This window comes from Solirubrobacter soli DSM 22325 (assembly GCF_000423665.1).
Lineage (GTDB): Bacteria > Actinomycetota > Thermoleophilia > Solirubrobacterales > Solirubrobacteraceae > Solirubrobacter > Solirubrobacter soli.
Genome location: NZ_KE384069.1, coordinates 718668 through 736579 on the forward strand (window position 1 = coordinate 718668; position 17912 = coordinate 736579).

General features: G+C 68.2%; 18 protein-coding genes and 2 pseudogenes. 12 read left to right on the plus strand and 8 right to left on the minus strand.

Annotated elements, in window-relative coordinates; translation table 11 throughout:
• Positions 1 to 266 precede the first annotated feature (266 nt).
• From G569_RS0132810 to G569_RS66545, 6 genes are all read left to right on the plus strand, one after another.
• Positions 267 to 1703 (plus strand): hypothetical protein, encoded by a 1437-nt coding sequence (locus G569_RS0132810; protein WP_028066553.1) that lies wholly within the window; start codon positions 267 to 269, stop codon positions 1701 to 1703.
• On the plus strand, positions 1682 to 3367 hold the full coding sequence (locus tag G569_RS0132815) for a hypothetical protein (protein WP_028066554.1): 1686 nt from the start codon (positions 1682 to 1684) through the stop codon (positions 3365 to 3367). The genes G569_RS0132810 and G569_RS0132815 overlap by 22 nt, the downstream gene beginning before the upstream one ends.
• Before the next feature lie 305 nt (positions 3368 to 3672).
• A complete protein-coding gene (locus G569_RS0132825) occupies positions 3673 to 4473 on the plus strand; it encodes a tyrosine-type recombinase/integrase (RefSeq protein WP_157592476.1) in 801 nt (266 codons plus the stop codon).
• 33 nt (positions 4474 to 4506) lie between these two features.
• Complete coding sequence (locus G569_RS0132830; RefSeq protein ID WP_028066556.1) at positions 4507 to 4830, plus strand: tyrosine-type recombinase/integrase; 324 nt, start codon at positions 4507 to 4509, stop codon at positions 4828 to 4830.
• A gap of 82 nt (positions 4831 to 4912) precedes the next feature.
• Complete coding sequence (locus G569_RS0132835; RefSeq protein ID WP_037500483.1) at positions 4913 to 5374, plus strand: hypothetical protein; 462 nt, start codon at positions 4913 to 4915, stop codon at positions 5372 to 5374.
• 138 nt (positions 5375 to 5512) lie between these two features.
• Positions 5513 to 5854 carry a type IV toxin-antitoxin system AbiEi family antitoxin domain-containing protein gene (locus G569_RS66545; protein WP_371683495.1) on the plus strand — a complete coding sequence of 114 codons (342 nt, stop codon included), beginning with the start codon at positions 5513 to 5515 and terminating at the stop codon, positions 5852 to 5854.
• A 212-nt stretch (positions 5855 to 6066) separates the two neighbouring features.
• Here the strand turns inward: G569_RS66545 and G569_RS53545 are convergent, their stop codons facing one another.
• A complete protein-coding gene (locus tag G569_RS53545; RefSeq protein WP_037500486.1) occupies positions 6067 to 6456 on the minus strand; it encodes a cupin domain-containing protein in 390 nt (129 codons plus the stop codon).
• Positions 6457 to 6680: 224 nt separating this feature from the next.
• On the opposite strand from G569_RS53545, the gene G569_RS0132850 reads away from it, so the two are divergent.
• Positions 6681 to 7256: a hypothetical protein gene (locus G569_RS0132850; protein WP_028066559.1), complete on the plus strand. Its 576-nt coding sequence runs from the start codon at positions 6681 to 6683 to the stop codon at positions 7254 to 7256.
• Between the two features lie 612 nt (positions 7257 to 7868).
• Here the strand turns inward: G569_RS0132850 and G569_RS53550 are convergent.
• The 3 genes from G569_RS53550 to G569_RS0132870 form a co-directional block, all read right to left on the minus strand.
• The gene (locus G569_RS53550; RefSeq protein ID WP_053227325.1) at positions 7869 to 8684 is read right to left on the minus strand and encodes a cation diffusion facilitator family transporter; all 816 of its coding nucleotides are present in this window, start codon (positions 8682 to 8684) and stop codon (positions 7869 to 7871) included.
• 340 nt (positions 8685 to 9024) lie between these two features.
• Complete coding sequence (locus G569_RS0132865; RefSeq protein ID WP_028066561.1) at positions 9025 to 9822, minus strand: hypothetical protein; 798 nt, start codon at positions 9820 to 9822, stop codon at positions 9025 to 9027.
• A 54-nt stretch (positions 9823 to 9876) separates the two neighbouring features.
• Entirely contained in the window at positions 9877 to 10077 is a 201-nt protein-coding gene (locus tag G569_RS0132870; protein WP_028066562.1) for a hypothetical protein, read from the minus strand.
• Between the two features lie 597 nt (positions 10078 to 10674).
• Between G569_RS0132870 and G569_RS66550 the strand changes: the two genes are divergently transcribed.
• Positions 10675 to 11019 carry a PASTA domain-containing protein gene (locus tag G569_RS66550; RefSeq protein ID WP_371683496.1) on the plus strand — a complete coding sequence of 115 codons (345 nt, stop codon included), beginning with the start codon at positions 10675 to 10677 and terminating at the stop codon, positions 11017 to 11019.
• A gap of 94 nt (positions 11020 to 11113) precedes the next feature.
• Positions 11114 to 11341: a hypothetical protein gene (locus tag G569_RS0132880; RefSeq protein WP_028066564.1), complete on the plus strand. Its 228-nt coding sequence runs from the start codon at positions 11114 to 11116 to the stop codon at positions 11339 to 11341.
• A gap of 368 nt (positions 11342 to 11709) precedes the next feature.
• Here G569_RS0132880 and G569_RS66555 read toward each other — a convergent pair.
• Positions 11710 to 11838 (minus strand): annotated as a pseudogene (locus G569_RS66555) (DUF6881 domain-containing protein); the annotation flags it as partial.
• Between the two features lie 206 nt (positions 11839 to 12044).
• Here G569_RS66555 and G569_RS0132890 point away from each other — a divergent pair.
• Positions 12045 to 12419 (plus strand): hypothetical protein, encoded by a 375-nt coding sequence (locus tag G569_RS0132890; protein WP_028066565.1) that lies wholly within the window; start codon positions 12045 to 12047, stop codon positions 12417 to 12419.
• Between the two features lie 191 nt (positions 12420 to 12610).
• Positions 12611 to 13435: a polysaccharide deacetylase family protein gene (locus G569_RS53555; protein WP_169542294.1), complete on the plus strand. Its 825-nt coding sequence runs from the start codon at positions 12611 to 12613 to the stop codon at positions 13433 to 13435.
• 649 nt (positions 13436 to 14084) lie between these two features.
• Here the strand turns inward: G569_RS53555 and G569_RS53560 are convergent.
• The 3 genes from G569_RS53560 to G569_RS59485 all read right to left on the minus strand — a co-directional run bounded on the left by G569_RS53560 (position 14085) and on the right by G569_RS59485 (position 17326).
• The gene (locus G569_RS53560; protein ID WP_169542295.1) at positions 14085 to 14858 is read right to left on the minus strand and encodes a ParB/RepB/Spo0J family partition protein; all 774 of its coding nucleotides are present in this window, start codon (positions 14856 to 14858) and stop codon (positions 14085 to 14087) included.
• Between the two features lie 119 nt (positions 14859 to 14977).
• Positions 14978 to 15808: a ParA family protein gene (locus tag G569_RS0132905; protein WP_028066566.1), complete on the minus strand. Its 831-nt coding sequence runs from the start codon at positions 15806 to 15808 to the stop codon at positions 14978 to 14980.
• A 486-nt stretch (positions 15809 to 16294) separates the two neighbouring features.
• Positions 16295 to 17326 (minus strand): GTP pyrophosphokinase, encoded by a 1032-nt coding sequence (locus G569_RS59485; protein WP_053227328.1) that lies wholly within the window; start codon positions 17324 to 17326, stop codon positions 16295 to 16297.
• 302 nt (positions 17327 to 17628) lie between these two features.
• Between G569_RS59485 and G569_RS0132915 the strand changes: the two are divergent.
• A pseudogene (locus G569_RS0132915) lies at positions 17629 to 17912 on the plus strand (IS110 family transposase); the annotation flags it as partial.

Below are 17912 nucleotides of genomic sequence, written 5' to 3' on the forward strand. Positions count from 1 at the left end.
CGACCGTCCTGGGGCGCGGCGGGCGACAGAACCGGGATAGGTCAGCCATAGGCGACATGCAAGGGGTCGAGTCAACCCGCCGCGCCGCCAAGTCAACCGCCCCGACCGGACGAAACCGCAACGCCGAAAACCCAGGCTCGCACGAAGTGCAGGGGTGTGCGTGCTTGCGGCTTGATGTTCTGACCCGGGGTCGGAACGAGCGCGATGGCGGTTGCTCGCAACATGTCTGCTGATCAATCGCCGCTTCTCTACGTAATCTTCGGCAGGTGCGCTTCAACCTTCTAGCCGACGTGAGGAGCCTTGAAGGGTGGACGACCGTTGGCATGATTGTTTGCGCCGTCGCGCTCCTCGTCCTCGAGTTTCGGATGCTGGCACTCGACCCCGCGCCCGCAGTCGTTCGGATGTCGCTTCGGCGCGCGGCAAACCGGTTCCTTGCTGCAGGACTTCCGGTTCGGCAACGATTCGCTCCGACACACGAGACGCGCCGGCACCTTCGCCAGGCGCGAGTACTGCTCTACGGGGTGGCCATAGCCATAGTCTTTCTACCCCTGTGCATCGCGGTTGGTCCGCTGTCTCAGGATGAGAGCAGCCAGGAGTACCTCCAGACGCTGTGGCAGGTCGTAGCCGCGGCTCTGGGCGTCTCGGTCGCGATGGTCGCGTTCGCTTTCGAGGCTTACACGAACACCGCGCACAACCGCTACGGCGGGACCCTGCGTGAGTTCGCTGCAGACACGGGACTCCAAGCAGTCGTGCGGCTAGGAGCCGTTTCGCTCCTCGTCACCGGCCTCGTACTGTTCGGAGTCGGACAGGATGCTCCTCGGGGATGGTCGGCGGCGTGGGCCATCATCCTCTCAGCAGCAACGCTAATTGCCGTTCCTTGGGTCGTCACGCGCATCGTCGCAACGCTCGACCCTACAAATCTTTCTGGCATGCGCGCACGGCGTCTTCGTGAGACCGTTTCCATCGCGATGAGGGAACAACTAGAAGGCCAAGCAGCTGAGGTCGTGATGGCGAGGTTGCGCGATGGATTTCCCAAATCGCGTGCCTTGTACCCGCCAGATCCGCACATCATCGAGGCCCGAAGGGCCGGAAGGATCCGCGACGTCCGACTTGGGACCCTCGCGAGAATCATCGCTCGGCGGCGAACGCGTGGTGACACACTGGCGATCAATCTGCGCGTAGGTCTCGGGGAGAAGGTGGCCGTTCGCGACCAAGTTGTGTCAACGTCCCTCAGCCTCACGTCCTCCGAACTGCGGCGCTTGCGTCGCAGCGTACGCATCACGCGGCGCGACCCTGATAGTCGAGAGACGCACCTTGTCTCGCAGCTGTCGCGTCTGCATCGTCAGGCGTTGGCCGCCGTGCAGGCCCGCCAAACGGACGACTGGCGTTCCGTCGCGGATCACTACGAGCTTGTGATTCTCGCCCTTCCCGTTGAGGCGGCACGACTCGGCCTGTCGTTTGAAGGAGCAGTCGCGAAGCCCGGCTTCCTCGGGTTCGGTCCGATGCAGCGAATCGGTGATTTTCTGCTTGATGAGCTGCACGAGGCGGTCAAAATGGATTCGACGGAACTCGTCGACACGATCACCTACTGGCCGCAGCACGTTGCGGACCGGGCGCTGACGCTCGGAGCCCCGGTGATAGCCGACGAGATGCTCACGCTGTATCCCCGGATGTACGGCCTATGGATTCGCATGTCGCGATGAATGACGCTCTCGATCTCCTCCGCGACCGGAGCCATTCGTATCTTCTAGACGCGCGGCTCAGCGCGGAGCTCGCGTTAGAGGACGATCTTGCTGTCTCAGGTCCTGCTCTGGAACGCGCCACCCGACTGATCCGTGCACTGTTCGCCCAGGTCAACCTCATCCTGAAGCTTTCCTTGGACGCCGGCGACATCGAGCGGTTCACGGAAACTGAGCGTGAGTGGGCTGCAATGTTTCAGGACCAGTGGATCTACGACGATCCGCAATTCCAGACGCCGCAGCAACAGGCGCTTTCGCCACTTTTCCGGCAGCGTGACGTGTACCGCCTCGGACTCGCAATGTGGTGCGTTCATCGCTTGGCGACGGAGCAGACGCGCGATCGTGCTGAGACGGCCTGGGCGGTCGCCTTGCGAACGTTGCTGTCACGGTTTGAAAGCCTTGGGCAGCTTCTCGCCGCGTACAAAAGCGCGATTGACCGCGATCAACGAGACAGTGGAGGGTGGACCACGTGGTTCATAGAAGGGGGATCTGGGCGCTCGGGTTTCGTCGTTCCAACAGAGTCCAAGCTTCTCGTCGCCACGCTTACGCTGGGATCGGCTATCGCGGGGACGACCGATCAGGCACCGCTTGAACCTGAACGATGGATGGTTCGTGAACCGCGCGACATCGAGGAGATCCTGGATGAGCTCAGCCGCACACCGGAATTGTGGGACTGGCTCGTCGTCGGCTCTGTCGAGTCGGCTCGCGAGACGTGGCTCGCCGGGGTCTCAACGCTCAGAGCACTCCTTGCAGAGGCTCGCGCACAGGCCGCCGACCGAGAAAAGGCCGAACTTCGCCAAGCACGGATCGATCCGAAACGAGTCACTACGTTCCAGGAACACCTCCAAGCGTCCATTGCGGGTAAGCGGGTCCTTCGCGATGTCTTCTCTCAGCAGGGTGCGCTGGTTCGACTGTCTACTCCGCCCCAGGATGAGACGCCGAGCCAGCAGCAATACTGGCTCTCAAAATCACCGTTTCTCGGCACTGCACCCCCGAACGCCACGGAGTTTATGGCTCGTGGCATCGCGCGGGACGTTTCCGTCGAGGTACCTCAACTGGTTGGCCTGCTCAGCGATCTTCGGCCGTCGCTTCAGGAAGTTGAGACCGCAGACCTGGCCGGTGTCGTTCAAGACGCGATCGCGGACATGAGATCCAGCGGACAGCGCCCTTCGCTCCTTCTTTTGCCGCTCGCTTGGAGACTCAAAGAACGGCTAGGGCTTCCGCTCGGTCGCGGCCAGTCGCCGCCCCACTCTCTCATCCCTGCGGCACACCGTCGGAGATTTGCCGGAGTGGTTGACGATGTGCCGGCGCTCGATCTCGCCAGGGTCCCAGAGGATCGCTTCTACCTCCTCGACGTGCGCGGCGCGGCACGACTCTTAGAGTGGCCGTCTCAGGGCAACTCCGGGATTGATGTCCTTGTCGAAGAGTTCGATCTAGACGCGGCGCGTCGCTTCGTCGATCAGGAAGTCCCTGTGCCGCCCAACGGTTACACACGCGAGCAGACGGTCGATATCACTCAGGAGCAAGTTCGCGTTACCGTCACGCGGTGTTGGACCTGGTCCGGAGGAGACGCCAACGCCGCGCGCGGGTTCACGGTTCCCGCAGAGCTTCGACGAACGGCCCATTAGGGCTGCTACGGATCGGTCGATACCTCCGCGAGCCGCGCGAGTGTCCCCTTTGGTGTCCCCTAGAGGCCTTGCAGCGCGGCCAAGCGCCGACGTGAATGACAATCATAATCCGCGTGTCGGGGGTTCGAGTCCCTCCTCCGGCATCCTCGTAGTTGGCCCTTTTCTTGGCTCTAGCAGGGCTTTCGCCAAGAATCCCGGCCCCCGGTCTCGCCCCAGCAGACCGCAGCAAACCCTTCCGTTTCTGACAGTTCTGTCCCCCGCATGTCCCCTGGGGCCAGTTTCCGCGGGCTGGCGCTAGAGGGGTCATGGCGAACTGGCGCAAGACCCGAACACCGGCGATCTACGTCGCCCATTCCAAGTCGTGCCCGGCGTACTCGAACACGGCGGGGCGCTGCAGCTGCAACCCGTCGTGGCGAGGGCGGGCCTGGGACCCAGTTGCTCGCAAGGCGATCTGGCTGAAATCCACTAAGCACCGCAGCGAGGTGTTTGCGTGGCTCGCCGCGATGGGCAAGGGCGCTGACCACCTCGCCGAGCTCGCGAAGGTCGGTCCGACCTTCGAGGCGATTGGCGAGCAGTGGCTCGACGGCGTCGAGCGCGGCCACATCGGCCGGCGACGCGGACGCGGCAAGGCGTACTCGGACACGACGATCGAGGGCATGCGCCGCTCCTGGCGCTATCGGCTCCTGCCCGAATTCGGTCCTCGCATCGCCGAGGAGATCAGCGAGATCGACTGGCAGCGCTGGATCGATTCGTTGGCCCGCGACGGTCTGTCGCGCTCGACGATCGCGAAGCACGTCTCGGTTGCGTCGGGCATCTACGCCTGGGCCTCGGCGCCGTCGCGCCGTCTGGTCCCGCGGAACCCGCTCCGGTTGGTCGAGCTCCCGCCGAACGACGAGAAGCCGCGGCTGCGGGTCGCCTTGGCACCGGAGGCGGCCGCGCTTCTCGCTGCGTTGGAGCCGGAGGACCGTCTCCCCTACGCGATCGCGTTCTACGCGGGCCTGCGCCGATCGGAGATCTACCGCCTCGAATGGGACGACGTCCTCGACGGCGACCACATCGCGACCTGCCTCCTCGTCAGACGCTCCAAGAGCGACGCCGGAACTTAGCGCCGCCCACCGATCGCCGACAACCTTCGAGTCGTGCTTGTTGCAGCCTGGGAGCGCCAGGGCCGCCCGACCTCGGGCAAGGTCGTCGACCGCTCGGTGATGTCGGGCAAGATCGCCGCCCGCGTGGAAGCCGCATGGACCGCCGCCGGCCTCAACCGCATCACGCTCCACGAGTGCCGCCACACGTACGCCTCGCTCCTGATGGCGGCGGGCTACACGATCAAGGAGCTCATGGAGTTCATGGGCCACGCCGACCTCCAGATGGTCAACCGCTACGTGAAGCTCCTCCCGCAGCCCGGTGAGGACGATGCCGCAGACCGACACAGCGCCTACCTCCGACGCTTCGAGTCCGGCTGACCCCGCGTCGCGACGGGGCGAGACGTGGAACGACACGGACGCGATCGCGCGCCACCGGGCAATGACGTCCTCAGAACGGCTCATGCTCGCGATCGAGGTGAGCGGCGCGGCGCTGCAGTTCGCCCATGCCGGAGGTGTCGTCGACGTCCAGCCGGCGTTCGATCCCGCGGTACTCATCACTGCGCTCGACCGCGCCGGGGTCGGCTACGTGCTCGTCGGCGGCCTTGCCGGCGCCGCGCACGGCGTCGTGCGCGCGAGCGCGGACATCGACCTCGTCCCCGAGCCGAGCAGGGAGAACCTCGCCGCGCTCGCCACGCTCGGCGCCGCGCGCCCGGACCACGGCATCCGAACGCCGTGGGGCGACGTGCACGTCATCCACGCGATCCCGTACGCAGACCTCCGTGAGCGGGCGATCGCGCTCCCACTTGGCGACACGGAGGCGGTGAGCTGCTCGCGCGACGACTTCCGCGCGATGAAGCTTGCGCTCGGCCGTCCGCGCGATCTGATCGACGTCGCCGAGCTCGACGAGCTCCACGGCGCGTGAACACGCGGTGCTGACGAACGCACAAGATCGGTCAAAATGACCGATCTTGTGCAGTCACCGCTGAACCAGCAAGCTGCACAAGATCGGTCAAATTGTCCTATCTTGTGCACGGTGCCGGGGAAGGCGTACAACGCGCTGATGGACGTGGCCGTCGACCAGTACGGCTATGTGACGGCCGAGAACGCCGCCGCCGTGGGAGTGATCGCGGACCGCCTGCGCACCATGGCAAAACGCGGAACGCTGGAGCGGGTCGCGTACGGGCTCTACCGCGTGCCGGCGGTCGCCTCGACCAGCCTAGACAACTACATGGAAGCGGCGCTCTGGCCGCGGAGGCGGGGTGCTGAGCCACGATACGGCGCTCGACCTGCTCGAGCTGTGCGACGTCAACCCGCCCAAGATCCACGTCAGCATGCGCAAGGACCTTCGCATCACGCGCGCTATCCCGGCCGCGTACCGGCTACACCACCGCGATCTCGATGAGCACGACATCACTCGCTATGACGGGATCCCGATCGTCACCCCCGGAGCGCACGATCCGCGACGGCATCGAGAGGCACCTGGGCGTGCACCTGATCAGGCAGGCGATCGCGACCGCCCGTGCGCGCGGAGCGATCACCGCGGCGCAGGCGGCCGAGCTCAGGCGCCTCGCCCGTCCCGCCCGACACGCCTCGCGGGGCGTCGGCGTTCGCTGATCAGACCGCGGGACCCAGGAGCTCGGCCGTCGTGTCCTCGGGCGGGTAGCCGTAGGCGTAGACGACCAGATCGACGTCGCCGTGGTTGGCGCTCTGCAGCGGGGTCCCGGCCGGCACGTTGACGACGCCGCCGGCCGGCACGTCGACGCGCTCTGGCGGCTCGCCGAGATAGATCGACAACTCGCCCGCGAGCACCACGAACGTCTCTTCCTGGATCGGGTGCCGATGCCGCTTGCCCTTCGCCCCGGGCTCGTAGCGCCAGACGTTGCCGCGCACGTGCGACGAGCCGATGGTGTCGCTCAGCTCGGCGACATGCCGAGCCGGCTCGCCGGGTTGGTGGGGTCGGGTGATCCACTCGAACTCGTCGGGCCCAATCGCGCGGAAGGTCATCCAACGAGCCTAGGACCCACATGCGCCTGTAGAGCTTGCGCGCGTCGATGTCGCTCATGTCGCCGCGCAGCGCGAGACGAACATGCCGATCGCGCCAAGCGGTTTGTAGCTGCACGCCACCGCGCCCCCGGGCGCCGTGGACGCCGAGCAGCACGGTCACGACGACATGACCCTCTCCCGAGCGTGCAGGTCGCAGGTCGTGTGTCTAGAAACTCTCGCTCGCGATGCCGATCCTCACCGGCCTGCTCGTCAACCTCGCCGCGAGCTTTCTGTTCACGCTGGTCGCCGGTGCGCGCCTGGCGCTCCGTGCCGTGGTGCCTCTCACGTGCGGCCTGGTGGCCGCCGCCGGTGCGGTCGTCGCCTACGTGCTCGCCCTTGAGGGCGAGCCGCTCGGCGACTTCTTCTCGTCCGCCGCTCAGGTGGGCATCGGTGTGCTCGTCGCGTTGGTCGTCGAGCAGCGCATCAAGGGCGCGACGGGCGAGCCGGTCAAGGGCAACGACGAGGTGGGCGCCGTGGCTGCGTCGCAGGCGGGCGGACTATCGGTGATCGCCGCCGCAATGGGGGCGGTCCTGGCTGACTACGTCGGACGTCAGGCCCGCGGCGGGACCGTGGCCCTGGCGGCGCTCGGGACACTCGCCGCGCTCGCCGGTGGACTCGTCGACGGCGCGGATGGGCTCGCGGAGATCGCGCGCGGGACGCTGTTCGCGGTCACCTGGATGGGCAGTGTGGCCGGCATCGTCGGACTGTTCATCTTCATCGGCCCGCCGGCTGAGCAGACGGGCGGCTCGGGCGCTATGTGAGGTCCAGCTCGGCCCGGAAGCCGCATGGTCTCAAGGAGACCCGCGACCGCGAGACGATGGCCTGCACCATCGCATGGCCTCGACCATCTCAAATTTGCCAAGGTCGTGGACGCCAAGCCGCGCGGACACTATTGCGCCACGGGCAAGTGCGAGCCATCTCGCGGTTGCGTCGCCGATCGCTCCACCGCCGGCTTGGAGCGCGATGCCGCACGGCGCAGCGGCCGACGACTACCGTCCGGTCCTCGAATCCACGCACCGCGTCGTCGTGGGCTACGAGGGTGGCGGACGCCGTGACTTTCCCCGCTGGAGGAGCCCCGAGCAGCGCGGCGTCCGGGCCGGTCGTCACGCTCTAGCCATGGACCGTCTGCGCCCCGATGCGATCGACACTCTCGCGACGGCGCAGACCGACCCGTGCCCGTGGTGCCAGGCGCGCAACAGCCTGTTCTGGGTTCGCTCGCACGTCCAATGCCGCGCATGTGGCCAGGTCGTCGAGAGCTGCTGCGAGGGACCGGCCGGCTGCGCCTGACGGCCGGCGCTCGAGGCTTCGCCATCCTCGCAGCCACCTGACCCCGAACATCATCGCTGTCAGGGTTTCCCGGCGTACGCGGCCGCTCAGCGGCCGACGTCGATCTCGAGGAGATCTCCACCCTCAGCCTCGACCTGGAGCGTCACGTGCTCGATGCCGAAGCGCTCGACGAGCAGGCTGGTGCAGCGGTCGATCGTCTCGGCGATCGAGTCCTCGGTGCCGATCAGGATGTGCGCCGATAATGCTGGAAAGCCCGCGGAGATCTCCCAGATGTGCAGATCGTGGACCTCATGCACGCCGTCAACGCCGACGAGCGCGACGCCGACTGCGTTGACATCGACATCGGCCGGCGCAGCCTCCATCAGGACGCGCCACGAACTTCGGAGGTCCTTGGTCGCGTCACGCATGACGTGCGTCGACACGACGAGCGCTGCGATCGCGTCGAGCCGGTTCCAGCCGGTTGCGGCGATCGCGATCGCCGAGACGGCGACGATCAGGAAGTCGACGCGGCCGCCCGCGAGCCGCTCACGCAGTTCCACGGCGAACAACGCCGTGGCGCGCTCGGGGATGCACCGAGCACCGAACGTGTAGAGGGCCACCCCCACCAGCGCGAACACGAGCACGAGCGTCGCGTCGACCTCGCTGGGGTTCATGAGCCGGCTGACGGCCAGCCAGACGACGACGAGCGCGATCTCGAGAGTCACGAATCCATCGATGAACTGGCTGACGCGTTCGACGCGCACCCAGCCGTACGTGTGCGAGCCCATTGCGGGGCGCGACACGAGAGCCGCCGCGAGGATCGAGAGCGCGACCGACAGCGTGTCCGGCAGCAGCGAGACTGACTCCTCGAGCAGCCCGGCAGCCGCCTGCCCAACAGCGAAGACCGCCACGAGCAGCAGCATCAGAGAGAACCTGGCCCGCAGGTCGCTCGCGAGATAGGGCGGTCCTGTGGTCAAGGTGAGCTCAACCTAATCGCGCAACGAGACCTCAGTCAACGCTGTGGCTTCGGCGCGTGACCGACGAGCTGAGCGTCAACTCGGACGTCCGCCGCGTGCACCATGGCGTGACCCTCTTCTCTACGTGCACGTCGCTTGGCCCTCGATGTCGAAGCACACGCTCGCATGGATCCCATCTCCGCGTTCGCGCGCCGCGTCCGCGCGTGTCGCACCTACATGGATCCCGAGTCCTCGTGGCGCCCCCGCATCGACGCGCGATTGACCCCGGCCGGCGTTCGCTTCTGCGCTATGCGCGAGCGAACACGGTGAACGCGCCGGATCCGTCCTTGGCGCTGCAGCTCCCGGACCGCGGTGCCTGGGCGGCCGTCGCGGCGATGCACGACCACCCCTCGAGCTCGAGCGCTGCGCCAGAGCCCAGCCCTTCGTTCGGCGCGCGACGCAAGTACTCGTTCCAGAGGGCCTCGGCGCCGGTGCAGCGCACCTCGCCGTCACTGACCCGGATCGAGATGCGCGTGCCGTCGGTCTGCTGCCCGGAGCACCGCTCGCCGGCACGCTTGGACCGGCGGCCCTGCGATTTGGGGCGCGGAGTCGGGGCGGGCGCGACGACCGATGCCCCGATCGGGCAATCATCCCGGGTCCAGCTGTCCGGGCCGTAGTTGAGCGAGGTGACGGCCTGGTTGTCGAACAGCGCGATGCAGCCATCGAGTTCGCCGGCCTCCCTGCCGGCCGCGTCCGGATCGTCGGGGACGTCGTCCGGAAGTGCGGACGTGTTCGATGCGTCACCGGGATTCTCGTTCTGGCAATCGACCGCCGAGTACTCGTCGTCGTTCTCGTAGAGCGATCCATTCGGCGACTCGTCGAACAGTGCCTGGCAGCCGTCGTCGAACCCGGTCGTGTAGGCGTCGCTGAACGCCTCCCACGCGGTGCCCTCCTGGTTCTCCCAGTCGACCTGCGCGCAGGAGACGGTGATCTGGACCTCGGCGGTGTCGTCGACCATCTCGCCGGCGGTGGGGTCCTGGTTCTCGACGTCGCAGCCGGTGGCGTCGCGAGCACTGTCAAAGCCCGGGTCGTCGTCGGCATCCACCAGCGTGGCGGTCAGGCCGGCGCCTTCGACGGCTGAGACGGCGTCGGCGCCGTCTCAGCCGTCGAAGGCGTCCGGCACCTCGACGCCGGCCGCCTCATCGTCCGGCGACCAACCACCGGTGTCTTCGATCGTCGGCCCGTCACCCGATCTCGGGTCGGCCTGCTGGCCCGATTCGCCGCACCCCGTGATGGCGGTGAGACACGTGGCCGCGAGGATCACGATCAGCCACCCGGATCGGTGGCTCCGATCCTTCACCGTCAGGACCCGAGCGCGGGGTACAGCGGACCACTGGGCGACGATGCCTCTGGCTCCGGGTCGCGCGGAGCTGCGCTTGCCGTCCGGGGGTCGGCGCGCGCGACCGGGGTCAGGAACGGCACTGCGATCAACGCGAGCAGCGCGGTACAGAGGGCTCTACCCATCGATCACGAGCGTAGCGATGCCATCTCGCTCGCTCGCCCGAACATCCGGCTACTGCGTTTGCGCGGACATCAATGTTTGATATAGGTTCACAGAGTGCACTCTATTCGTCGTTTGATCGCCGGAGCGGTTGCGGTCGCGCTCGCGCTTCTCGCCGCCAGTGCCTCGAGCGCGCTGGCTGCTGACACCCTGAGCATTGCGGTGCCGAGTACCACGCCGGTGCGCGGCATCCCGATGACGGTGACCTTCAGTGGGGCGGACACGCCGTACACGAACGCGGGAGCCACCCCGTTCCTCTACGCGGTGCTGGAGCTGTAGAGCTCGGTGACCCCCGTGGTGCTCGACACCTGAAGGTCAGCGCCGAACGTCGGCTGGCACGGGACACCGTTAAGCAACAACCGCAACACGGTGTCGAGCGGAGGCTTCTCGTACTCAGTGAGTCTGACGCCGACGGAGGGCGCGTTCGTTCTCTGTGCGTGGCTCGAAACGGACTCCGATGACGCACAGGGCAAGGGTGACTCGGCGGACGTTGTCACGGCCAGCTCTAGCGTCCTCTACACGGTCACGCGACCTGTCGAGTGCGTCGTCCCGAATTTCACCGGGACGACGCTGGCGAAGATCAAGCGGCGGCTGGTTGCGAACCACTGCGGCATCGGGCGGGTCCGACGCGTGGTTCGCAGCCATGTTCGGAGCGGTCGCGTCGTCGGGCTCAGTCCACGCCCCGGCACGCGGCATCGCGCGGGGTATCGGGTCACGATCACCGTCGCCCGTCACCGCTGATGGCGAAGTTCAGGTTTGGTCCGCCGTGAACACGAGTGCGGGCGCCGCCGGCGCCTGTTCCGGCGGGTGCTGAGGACGCGAAGGCGGTTGCGCGATGCAGATCGGCTGCGTCCGCGTTGACGATCGCGCCGCACGCGACCACGGTGCACGATGGGGACGTGGTCGCGAGCACGCTTCCGTCGTCGAGCTCCATGACGACTGGGCGGTGATCATCGCTTGTGCGTCGCTGCCTCATCGCGCGCGAGAGGACCCGGTGATCCGAGACGGCGAGCTCAACGCAGGGATGCGCATGACCAACGACCCGCAGGAGGAAGCATGCTGAAGATAGTCTCCGTCCGGACGCTTGTCGCGGTGACCGCGTTGGCCGCGCTTGCGCAGCCCGCCGCGGCGCACGCCAGCGTCATCTGGGGGACCTAGTCGCCCCCGCGCAGCGAGGCCCATCGTCGTGACAAGGCAAGACTTCGCCGGTGAAGCGACGTCGCGTGCGCGGCAGCCGAGTTCCGCCGGGCGGGCCCGCTCGCGGGTCGTGTTCGAACAGGGCGTCGATCGCGCCCATTTCGGCGCGGACGCGGCGACCGACGTCGGCTGCGAGATCGGCGGTTGCCGCCGCGTCCGCGTCCGGCCTACGGACGTCGGCGTGCCCGGGATCACTGGGGCAAGCTGCGGGGCGCCTGGTTTGCGCCGGTCCGCGGAGTCGAGTCGTCCGTCGGCGTACTCCTCGACCGTGCGCCGCTCGAGGTCGTCGTCGCCGATCTCCATACACAGCACCACGGGGGCCTGTGGACTGTCGTGCTCCCAGATCACGCGCAGACGCTGCATCGCAGCATCATCGCGCCGCTGGCGTCGACGCCAGCCGGTCGGTCGCCGTCCGCGTGCGGGGGTCTCAGCCGCGGGTGCGGTCGCACGCGGTCTGAACGGTCGCTCGGAGCGCCTCGGCCTGTTCGAGCAGCTTGTTGGCCGTGGTGAAGTCCGCCCGCCGGCGAACAGCGGGTCGCGTGAGCGATGGGACGGGTAGACGAGGTGCCGTGCCCGGCTTCTTGCACCGCCTCGGCGTCTACTTCGGGCTCGCCGAGCTCACGGAGGCCGAGCGGCGGGCAGCCGACGCTGAGCTACGCGATCAGACGACGCGGCAGATCCTGACGGAGGCCGCGGTCTACGGCTTGCTGGCCGGCGTCGGCTGGGCGCTGATCACGGCCGCCTTCGACGGTTTCGACGTTGCGCTCGGCGGAGCGGTCGTGCGAGCCGTGCTGTTCGGGACCGCCATGGCCGTCGTTCGCGTCGTTGCGACGCTCGTGACGCGCGACCGGGCGCTCCAGCGGCGGCGGTGTTCGTCCCCGCCGCCCAGTCGCACCTCCGACGATCGCACGGACCACGGTCGTTGCTCTGCCAGCGACGACTGAGCGCTCCGAAGCGCCGATGCCGGTGCATGCGAGCGAGCTCGATTCAACCTGCGTCAACGCAGGTGAGCGCGACGACGTTCGCTCGACGGTGCCCCGGCCATCGTGCACCGGATGGGCGCGCCAGCGCTTCGGCACCCGAGCCTCGTCGCCGTGGTTGGCGCGCGCTGCCTCCATCCGTACGCTGCCTCGCGATGCGACGAAGTCTCGTCCTCGTGCTCCTCGTGGCCGGGTGCGGAGGCACCCACCGGCCACCCGCCGCGCCCGCGGCGACGCCACGGCCGATGGCGATGCACCGACACCATCGCCATCATCGCGTGACGGTCGGCGCACGGGCCACCGTCGCGCGGGCGGTCGCGGTCCAACACGGTCCCGCCGCTCACAAACGTGTCGCCATCACGTTCGACGCCGACATGTCCCGCGAGATGCTCGGTCTGATCAAGGCCGGCCTGGCGCCCGAGCAGATCGACCACCAACTGATCAGGACGCTCCGCCGGACGCACACTCCCGCCACGCTCTTCCTCACCGGCATGTGGGCCCGGCGCTATCCAACAGTGGTTCGGGCGCTGGCCCGTGACGGCTTCGAGCTGGGCAACCACACCTGGGACCATCGCGCATGGGCGGACGGCTGCTATGGGCTGCCGGGCGGGCTGACGATCGCGGCCGAGAACGCCGAGGTCAAGCGCACCGCGAACCTCCTGCGCAGGCTGACCGGGAAACGGCCGCTCTGGTTTCGGTTTCCAGGACTCTGCCACGGGCCCGAAGCCCTGCGCGTTACCGCTGCCGAGCACGAGCAGGCGGTCGACGGGCTCGCGTCCGGCGACGCGTTCCAGCGCGATCCCGCGGTGATCGTGCGCACCGTGCTCTCCGAGGTCCGTCCAGGCTCGATCATCGTCATGCACATGATGGGATCACCCAACGCGCCCGCCACCGGCCAGGCACTGGCGGCCCTGATCCCCCGGCTACGAGCGCGTGGCTATCACCTCGTGACGGTCGGACGTCTGCTCGGGTCGTCCTGACGTCGTCGTCCGCCAGGCCGCGGACCGGAGATGACCGGGGGCAGCGTCGCTCGGAGAGTCCAGGCGACCAAGCGCCGCACTGAGGCATCCGCCGCGGGGCGTCGCTGACTCGCGTGACTCGTCGCCGCGTTCGTCGCGGTGATCCGTCCGGAGGCCGTGATGCAGTCCGCGTCGCAGTCGCGCGAACATTGTTCCGCGTGTGACCGGCATGGCCGCGGCGCAAGATGCGACCTCTCCCATCTGGCTGCTGACCCACGCCGGGTATCCCAAGTCACCGGACGCATGACGTCCGCGACGACCTGCACAGCGTGCCCGAGTGCGCGCGCGAGGCGAAACCGGTGTGCCAGCCGCCCGGCTGACAGCGTCGATGCCACACCCATGGACTCGACGGCGCTCCGCACCCTGTTCCTCGGCAGAACGGCCCCGGCAGCGACTCGCCCAGTGGGTCCCGAACGGGCGCTCCGCGACGAGCGTGCCGGCGCTTCGGGCAATGACGTCACGGTCAACGGGCGGCGCCAATGCGTTGTCCGATCTGTGATCGCGGCGGTTCGCGCGCCACGCGGTGGAGGCAGCAGCGGGTCTCGGCGACCGTGCTGTTGGTCGTTGCTGTCGCGGGTCGCCCGACACGGTGCCGCGATTCGAGCTTGTCTCACTCGAGCGTGCCCGCGAGCCGGTCGAGGATCCCATGGGCGTCGACGCGCGTGGGCGCCTTCACGGAGACCACGAATCCGTCGACGTGGGTCTTGATCGCGACGGCGAAGCGGTCGATCGCTGCCGCCCGGGCTTGGAACTCCGCGACGTCGGCGTGTGGCCGACGGGTCAGAGTCAATCCTCGCGATGCGGCCGCGTCCGCGGTGACCGCGCGCTCAAGCTCGCGCACCGACCAGCCGTTCGCCGTGGCAAGTCGTGCCAGCTCGCTCCGGCGACTGTCGTGGTCCAAGGCGAGCAGGGCCTTGCCGTGGCCCTTGCTCAGCTGACCGTTGTCGATCAGGTCGACGACATCGTCGGGAAGTCGTAGGAGCCGCATCGTGTTGGCGATATCCGAACGACTGCGTCCGATCCTGCGCGCAAGGACGCCCTGGGTCAGTCCGAGGTCATCGATCAGCGTGCTCAAGGTCCTGGCCTCCTCGACGGGGGTGAGGTCCGAGCGGGCGGCATTCTCGATCAGCGCCAGCTCCAGCGCCTCGGCGTCATCGGTGCTGGCGCGGACGTAGGCCGGGATCCGCTGGAGTCCCGCCAGCTGGGCGCCCCGCCAGCGGCGTTCGCCGGCGATCAGCTCGAACCGTTCCGGCGCGAGTTCGCGCACGAGCACCGGTTGCAGCATGCCGCGCTCAGCCAGCGAGTTCGCCAGGCCCGTGAGTGCATCGGCGTCGAAGCGTTTACGGGGTTGTCGTAGGTTCGGGGTGATCGCCTCGATGGCCAACTCGCGCAAGGCTGAATCCAGCGGCCGGGGGGCCGCACCGAACGGATCGCGGCCGGGGGCCGGTGACGTGGGGGAGGGCGCGCGTCGTAGCGGCAACGCCCGCGGTGCGGGACGTCGGCTCATGACCCGCCCGCAGCGGTGCAACTCGCGTGGGCGATCGCCGTCTCGAGGCCGTGCTGTTCGCGAAGCCGTGTGACGACCTCGAGCGCCAGCCGCCCGTAGGCCTTGGCGACCGTCGTCTGCGGGCGCAGCCACACGGTCGGCAGGCCGTAGCGAGCGTGATCGGTGATCGGCTGATGACGCGGGATCACCGTCTCGAACAGCGGGACCGCGTCCCCGTCGTCGGCGCTCGACAGGTGCTGCCGGTACTCCTTCGTCGAGCGCCACCGGCCGTCGGCGTTGAGCAGCAGGACGCCGAGCAGATCCAGCCGCGTGTGCGCGTCTCGCGCCCAGCCGTCGAGGAGATCGAGTGAGCACGTCATCGCCCGGAGCTCGTGATATCCGGGCAGCATCGGCACGATCGCCGTGTCGGCGGCCACGAGCGCCTGGCGGCCGAACACCGTGTCGCCTGCGGGCGTGTCGATCAGCGCCACGTCGAAGTTGGCCCCGACCGGAGCCAAGACATGTGCGAGTTGTTGGCCGTCGCCGGTCAGCAGTCTGCCGGTCTCACGGCGGAGTCGCTCGCACGCGGTGGGGAGGAGGCCGAGGCCTCCGGACCCTTCTCCGAGCGGGATGTGCTCGATTGCCTCGCGCGGGTCCGGGACGCGTCCGTCGAGCACGTCCTCGATCCGCGGCCGCGCTTCCTGCTCGTCGAGGCCCCAGCTGTGCGAAAGGTCGGCCTGGGGGTCGAAGTCGGCCATCAACACGGACAGGTCGAGGTCGGCGAGTCGGGCCGCGAAGTTGGCGACGGTCAACGTCTTGCCGACGCCGCCCTTCTGGCTCTGCACCACGAGACTGAGATCCGCGCCTCAGGGGTCGGGCGGGCCCACGACCCAGCGTCATGCGCCCGGCGCCCCATGCGCCCGGTCCACGCCCGCCGACGACCGAGCAGGCAAGCGGGCATACGCCCGCGGCCAACGAGGCCAGCGCGGAAGCCTGGCGGATGGCGTATCAGTCGCTGGCGCCAACCGAGCGTTGATCTAACCGATGCTTAGGCAGACGCTGGTGTCGCGGCGTGGCCGGCAACCGCGCGGCGTCGCGCGCCGGGTATCGAGTCTCGACGATCTCGGCACGCTTGCTCGTCGCGCGATGGAGCAGTGCGGATCGGATCGGTTGCGCGAGGGGGACAATGATTCGATCGCGTCATCGAACGGAGCAATACCGACGATCGCGTCCCGTTCGGCGAGGCTCGCGCGAGTGCGGGGGCCCGGGAAGCCCGGCGCCCAGATGTGCGGCGCGGCAACCGCCGTGCGCCTCCGCGGCACGCTCCTCGCGCGCTACTCGGACGCGAGTCGTTGCAGGAGCACGTGCTGGATCTCGCTCCGGAAGTTCGACTCCCCGATCAGCTCCGGCGTGCCCACGAGCCCGAGGATGAGTAGTGCGAGCACGTCGCCCGGCAAGGCCCAGAAGCGCGCTTGGCCAGGTCGGAGGCTCAGGCTGGCGAGCACGTCGCGAAGCACCGTGTCGCCGACATCCGGGTCGTCGGGCAGAAGCGCCGCGACATCAGCGACCCGCGCGACGCCGAGCCCTCGCACCACGCGCAGCAGGCGCTCAAGGCCCTCGTCGCCGTCTTCGCCCGGGTCGACCTGGTTGTAACCGATGTTCACTGCCCGCTGGACCCAGCGCGGGCCGATGTCCTCACGGTTTACCAGCGCGCGGAGCGAGAGGATGTCGATGGTCACCCCGAGGTCGCCGTGCTCGACCGCATCCGCATATGCGGCGCTGCGGTCGAGGCTGGCGTGCTGGAGTCCCGCGAACTGCTCGTCCGCGATCTCGAGGAGCGCGTTGAGGCGGAACAGGCGGCGGCTCAGGTCACGCGGCAGGTCGTCGGCTTTGTACCGAATGCGATGGTCGACGGCCGCCCAGGCGTGCTGCATGACCGTGCGCACCTGGATCTCCGCGCTCAGTCCGGCGAACCGTTCGTCGTCCGCTGTGCGGACGATGTAGTGATCGGACCGGTATCCGAAGCGGTCGGGCGGGTCGTCCTCTCCGCGTCGGGACGAGTTTGCCCAGTCGATGTCGAATTCGCGCTCGATCAGCGTGCCGACGGCGCGCACGTCGTCCGGGTAGTAGACGATCACGCGCAGCCCGACGAGGTCGGTCATCTCCGTTAGTGGATCGGCGTACTTGCCCTTGCTCGTGACCTTGTCGATGAAGCTCTTGACCGTCTTAGTCCGGGACTCAATCTGCGAGAGCGCGATTGCCTCACGGTCGATCGACGCGCCGAGCCGGTCGCTGAGCGCGACGCGGAACGCGTCGTAGATATCGCGTCGGCGAAGGAACTCTGCACTCCAGTCACGATCGGCCATCGGGGACCACCCTAGGCGAACCCGCCGCGGTTCCCCGAGTCTGAGGTGGAGTGATCTCACCGGCCGCGGCGGCGTCGAGCGACTTCGCGTCCTCGGCCGCGAGCGCGAAACGAACGAGGGCGGCGTCAGAGTCTGACGGAGCCACTTCGACGCGCCGTACGTTCACGCCTGACGACCGGCAATCGCGCAAAGATGGCATGAACCGGGTGCCGTTCGGCGCGGCAGCGTGAACCGGGCCTCCTTCGGCTTGGTGCGAGATGGTTCGCGCAGTTGGCAATTGCCGGAGCTCGGAGGAGGCCCTGATGGCGATCGTAGCCGGGTTTGATGTGCACCGTAGGCAGATCACGTTCGACGCGCTCGAGACCGACACAGGTGAGGTGATGCGTGGCCGGATCGCGGCCACGCCGGCAGCGGTGACCGTGTGGGCGAAGCGCTTCTCCGGTCGCGAATTGCACGTGGCGGTGGAGGCCTGCACCGGGTGGCTGTTCGTGTGTGACGCGCTGACCGCGGCAGGCGCGGTGGCGCATCTGGCCGAGCCGGTAGAGACGCGCGCGTTGCGGGGTCGCAAGCGCCGGGCCAAGACCGA

Coding starts and splice junctions, on each gene's coding strand:
- G569_RS59485 (WP_053227328.1), bottom strand. CDS start 17,326: ATGGCCGATCGTGACTGGAGTGCAGAGTTCCTTCGCCGACGCGATATC.
- G569_RS0132880 (WP_028066564.1), top strand. CDS start 11,114: ATGCAGATCGGCTGCGTCCGCGTTGACGATCGCGCCGCACGCGACCAC.
- G569_RS53555 (WP_169542294.1), top strand. CDS start 12,611: ATGCGACGAAGTCTCGTCCTCGTGCTCCTCGTGGCCGGGTGCGGAGGC.
- G569_RS0132815 (WP_028066554.1), top strand. CDS start 1,682: ATGGATTCGCATGTCGCGATGAATGACGCTCTCGATCTCCTCCGCGAC.
- G569_RS0132835 (WP_037500483.1), top strand. CDS start 4,913: ATGCTCGCGATCGAGGTGAGCGGCGCGGCGCTGCAGTTCGCCCATGCC.
- G569_RS0132850 (WP_028066559.1), top strand. CDS start 6,681: ATGCCGATCCTCACCGGCCTGCTCGTCAACCTCGCCGCGAGCTTTCTG.
- G569_RS53550 (WP_053227325.1), bottom strand. CDS start 8,684: ATGCTGCTGCTCGTGGCGGTCTTCGCTGTTGGGCAGGCGGCTGCCGGG.
- G569_RS53545 (WP_037500486.1), bottom strand. CDS start 6,456: ATGACCTTCCGCGCGATTGGGCCCGACGAGTTCGAGTGGATCACCCGA.
- G569_RS66545 (WP_371683495.1), top strand. CDS start 5,513: ATGGACGTGGCCGTCGACCAGTACGGCTATGTGACGGCCGAGAACGCC.
- G569_RS0132825 (WP_157592476.1), top strand. CDS start 3,673: ATGGCGAACTGGCGCAAGACCCGAACACCGGCGATCTACGTCGCCCAT.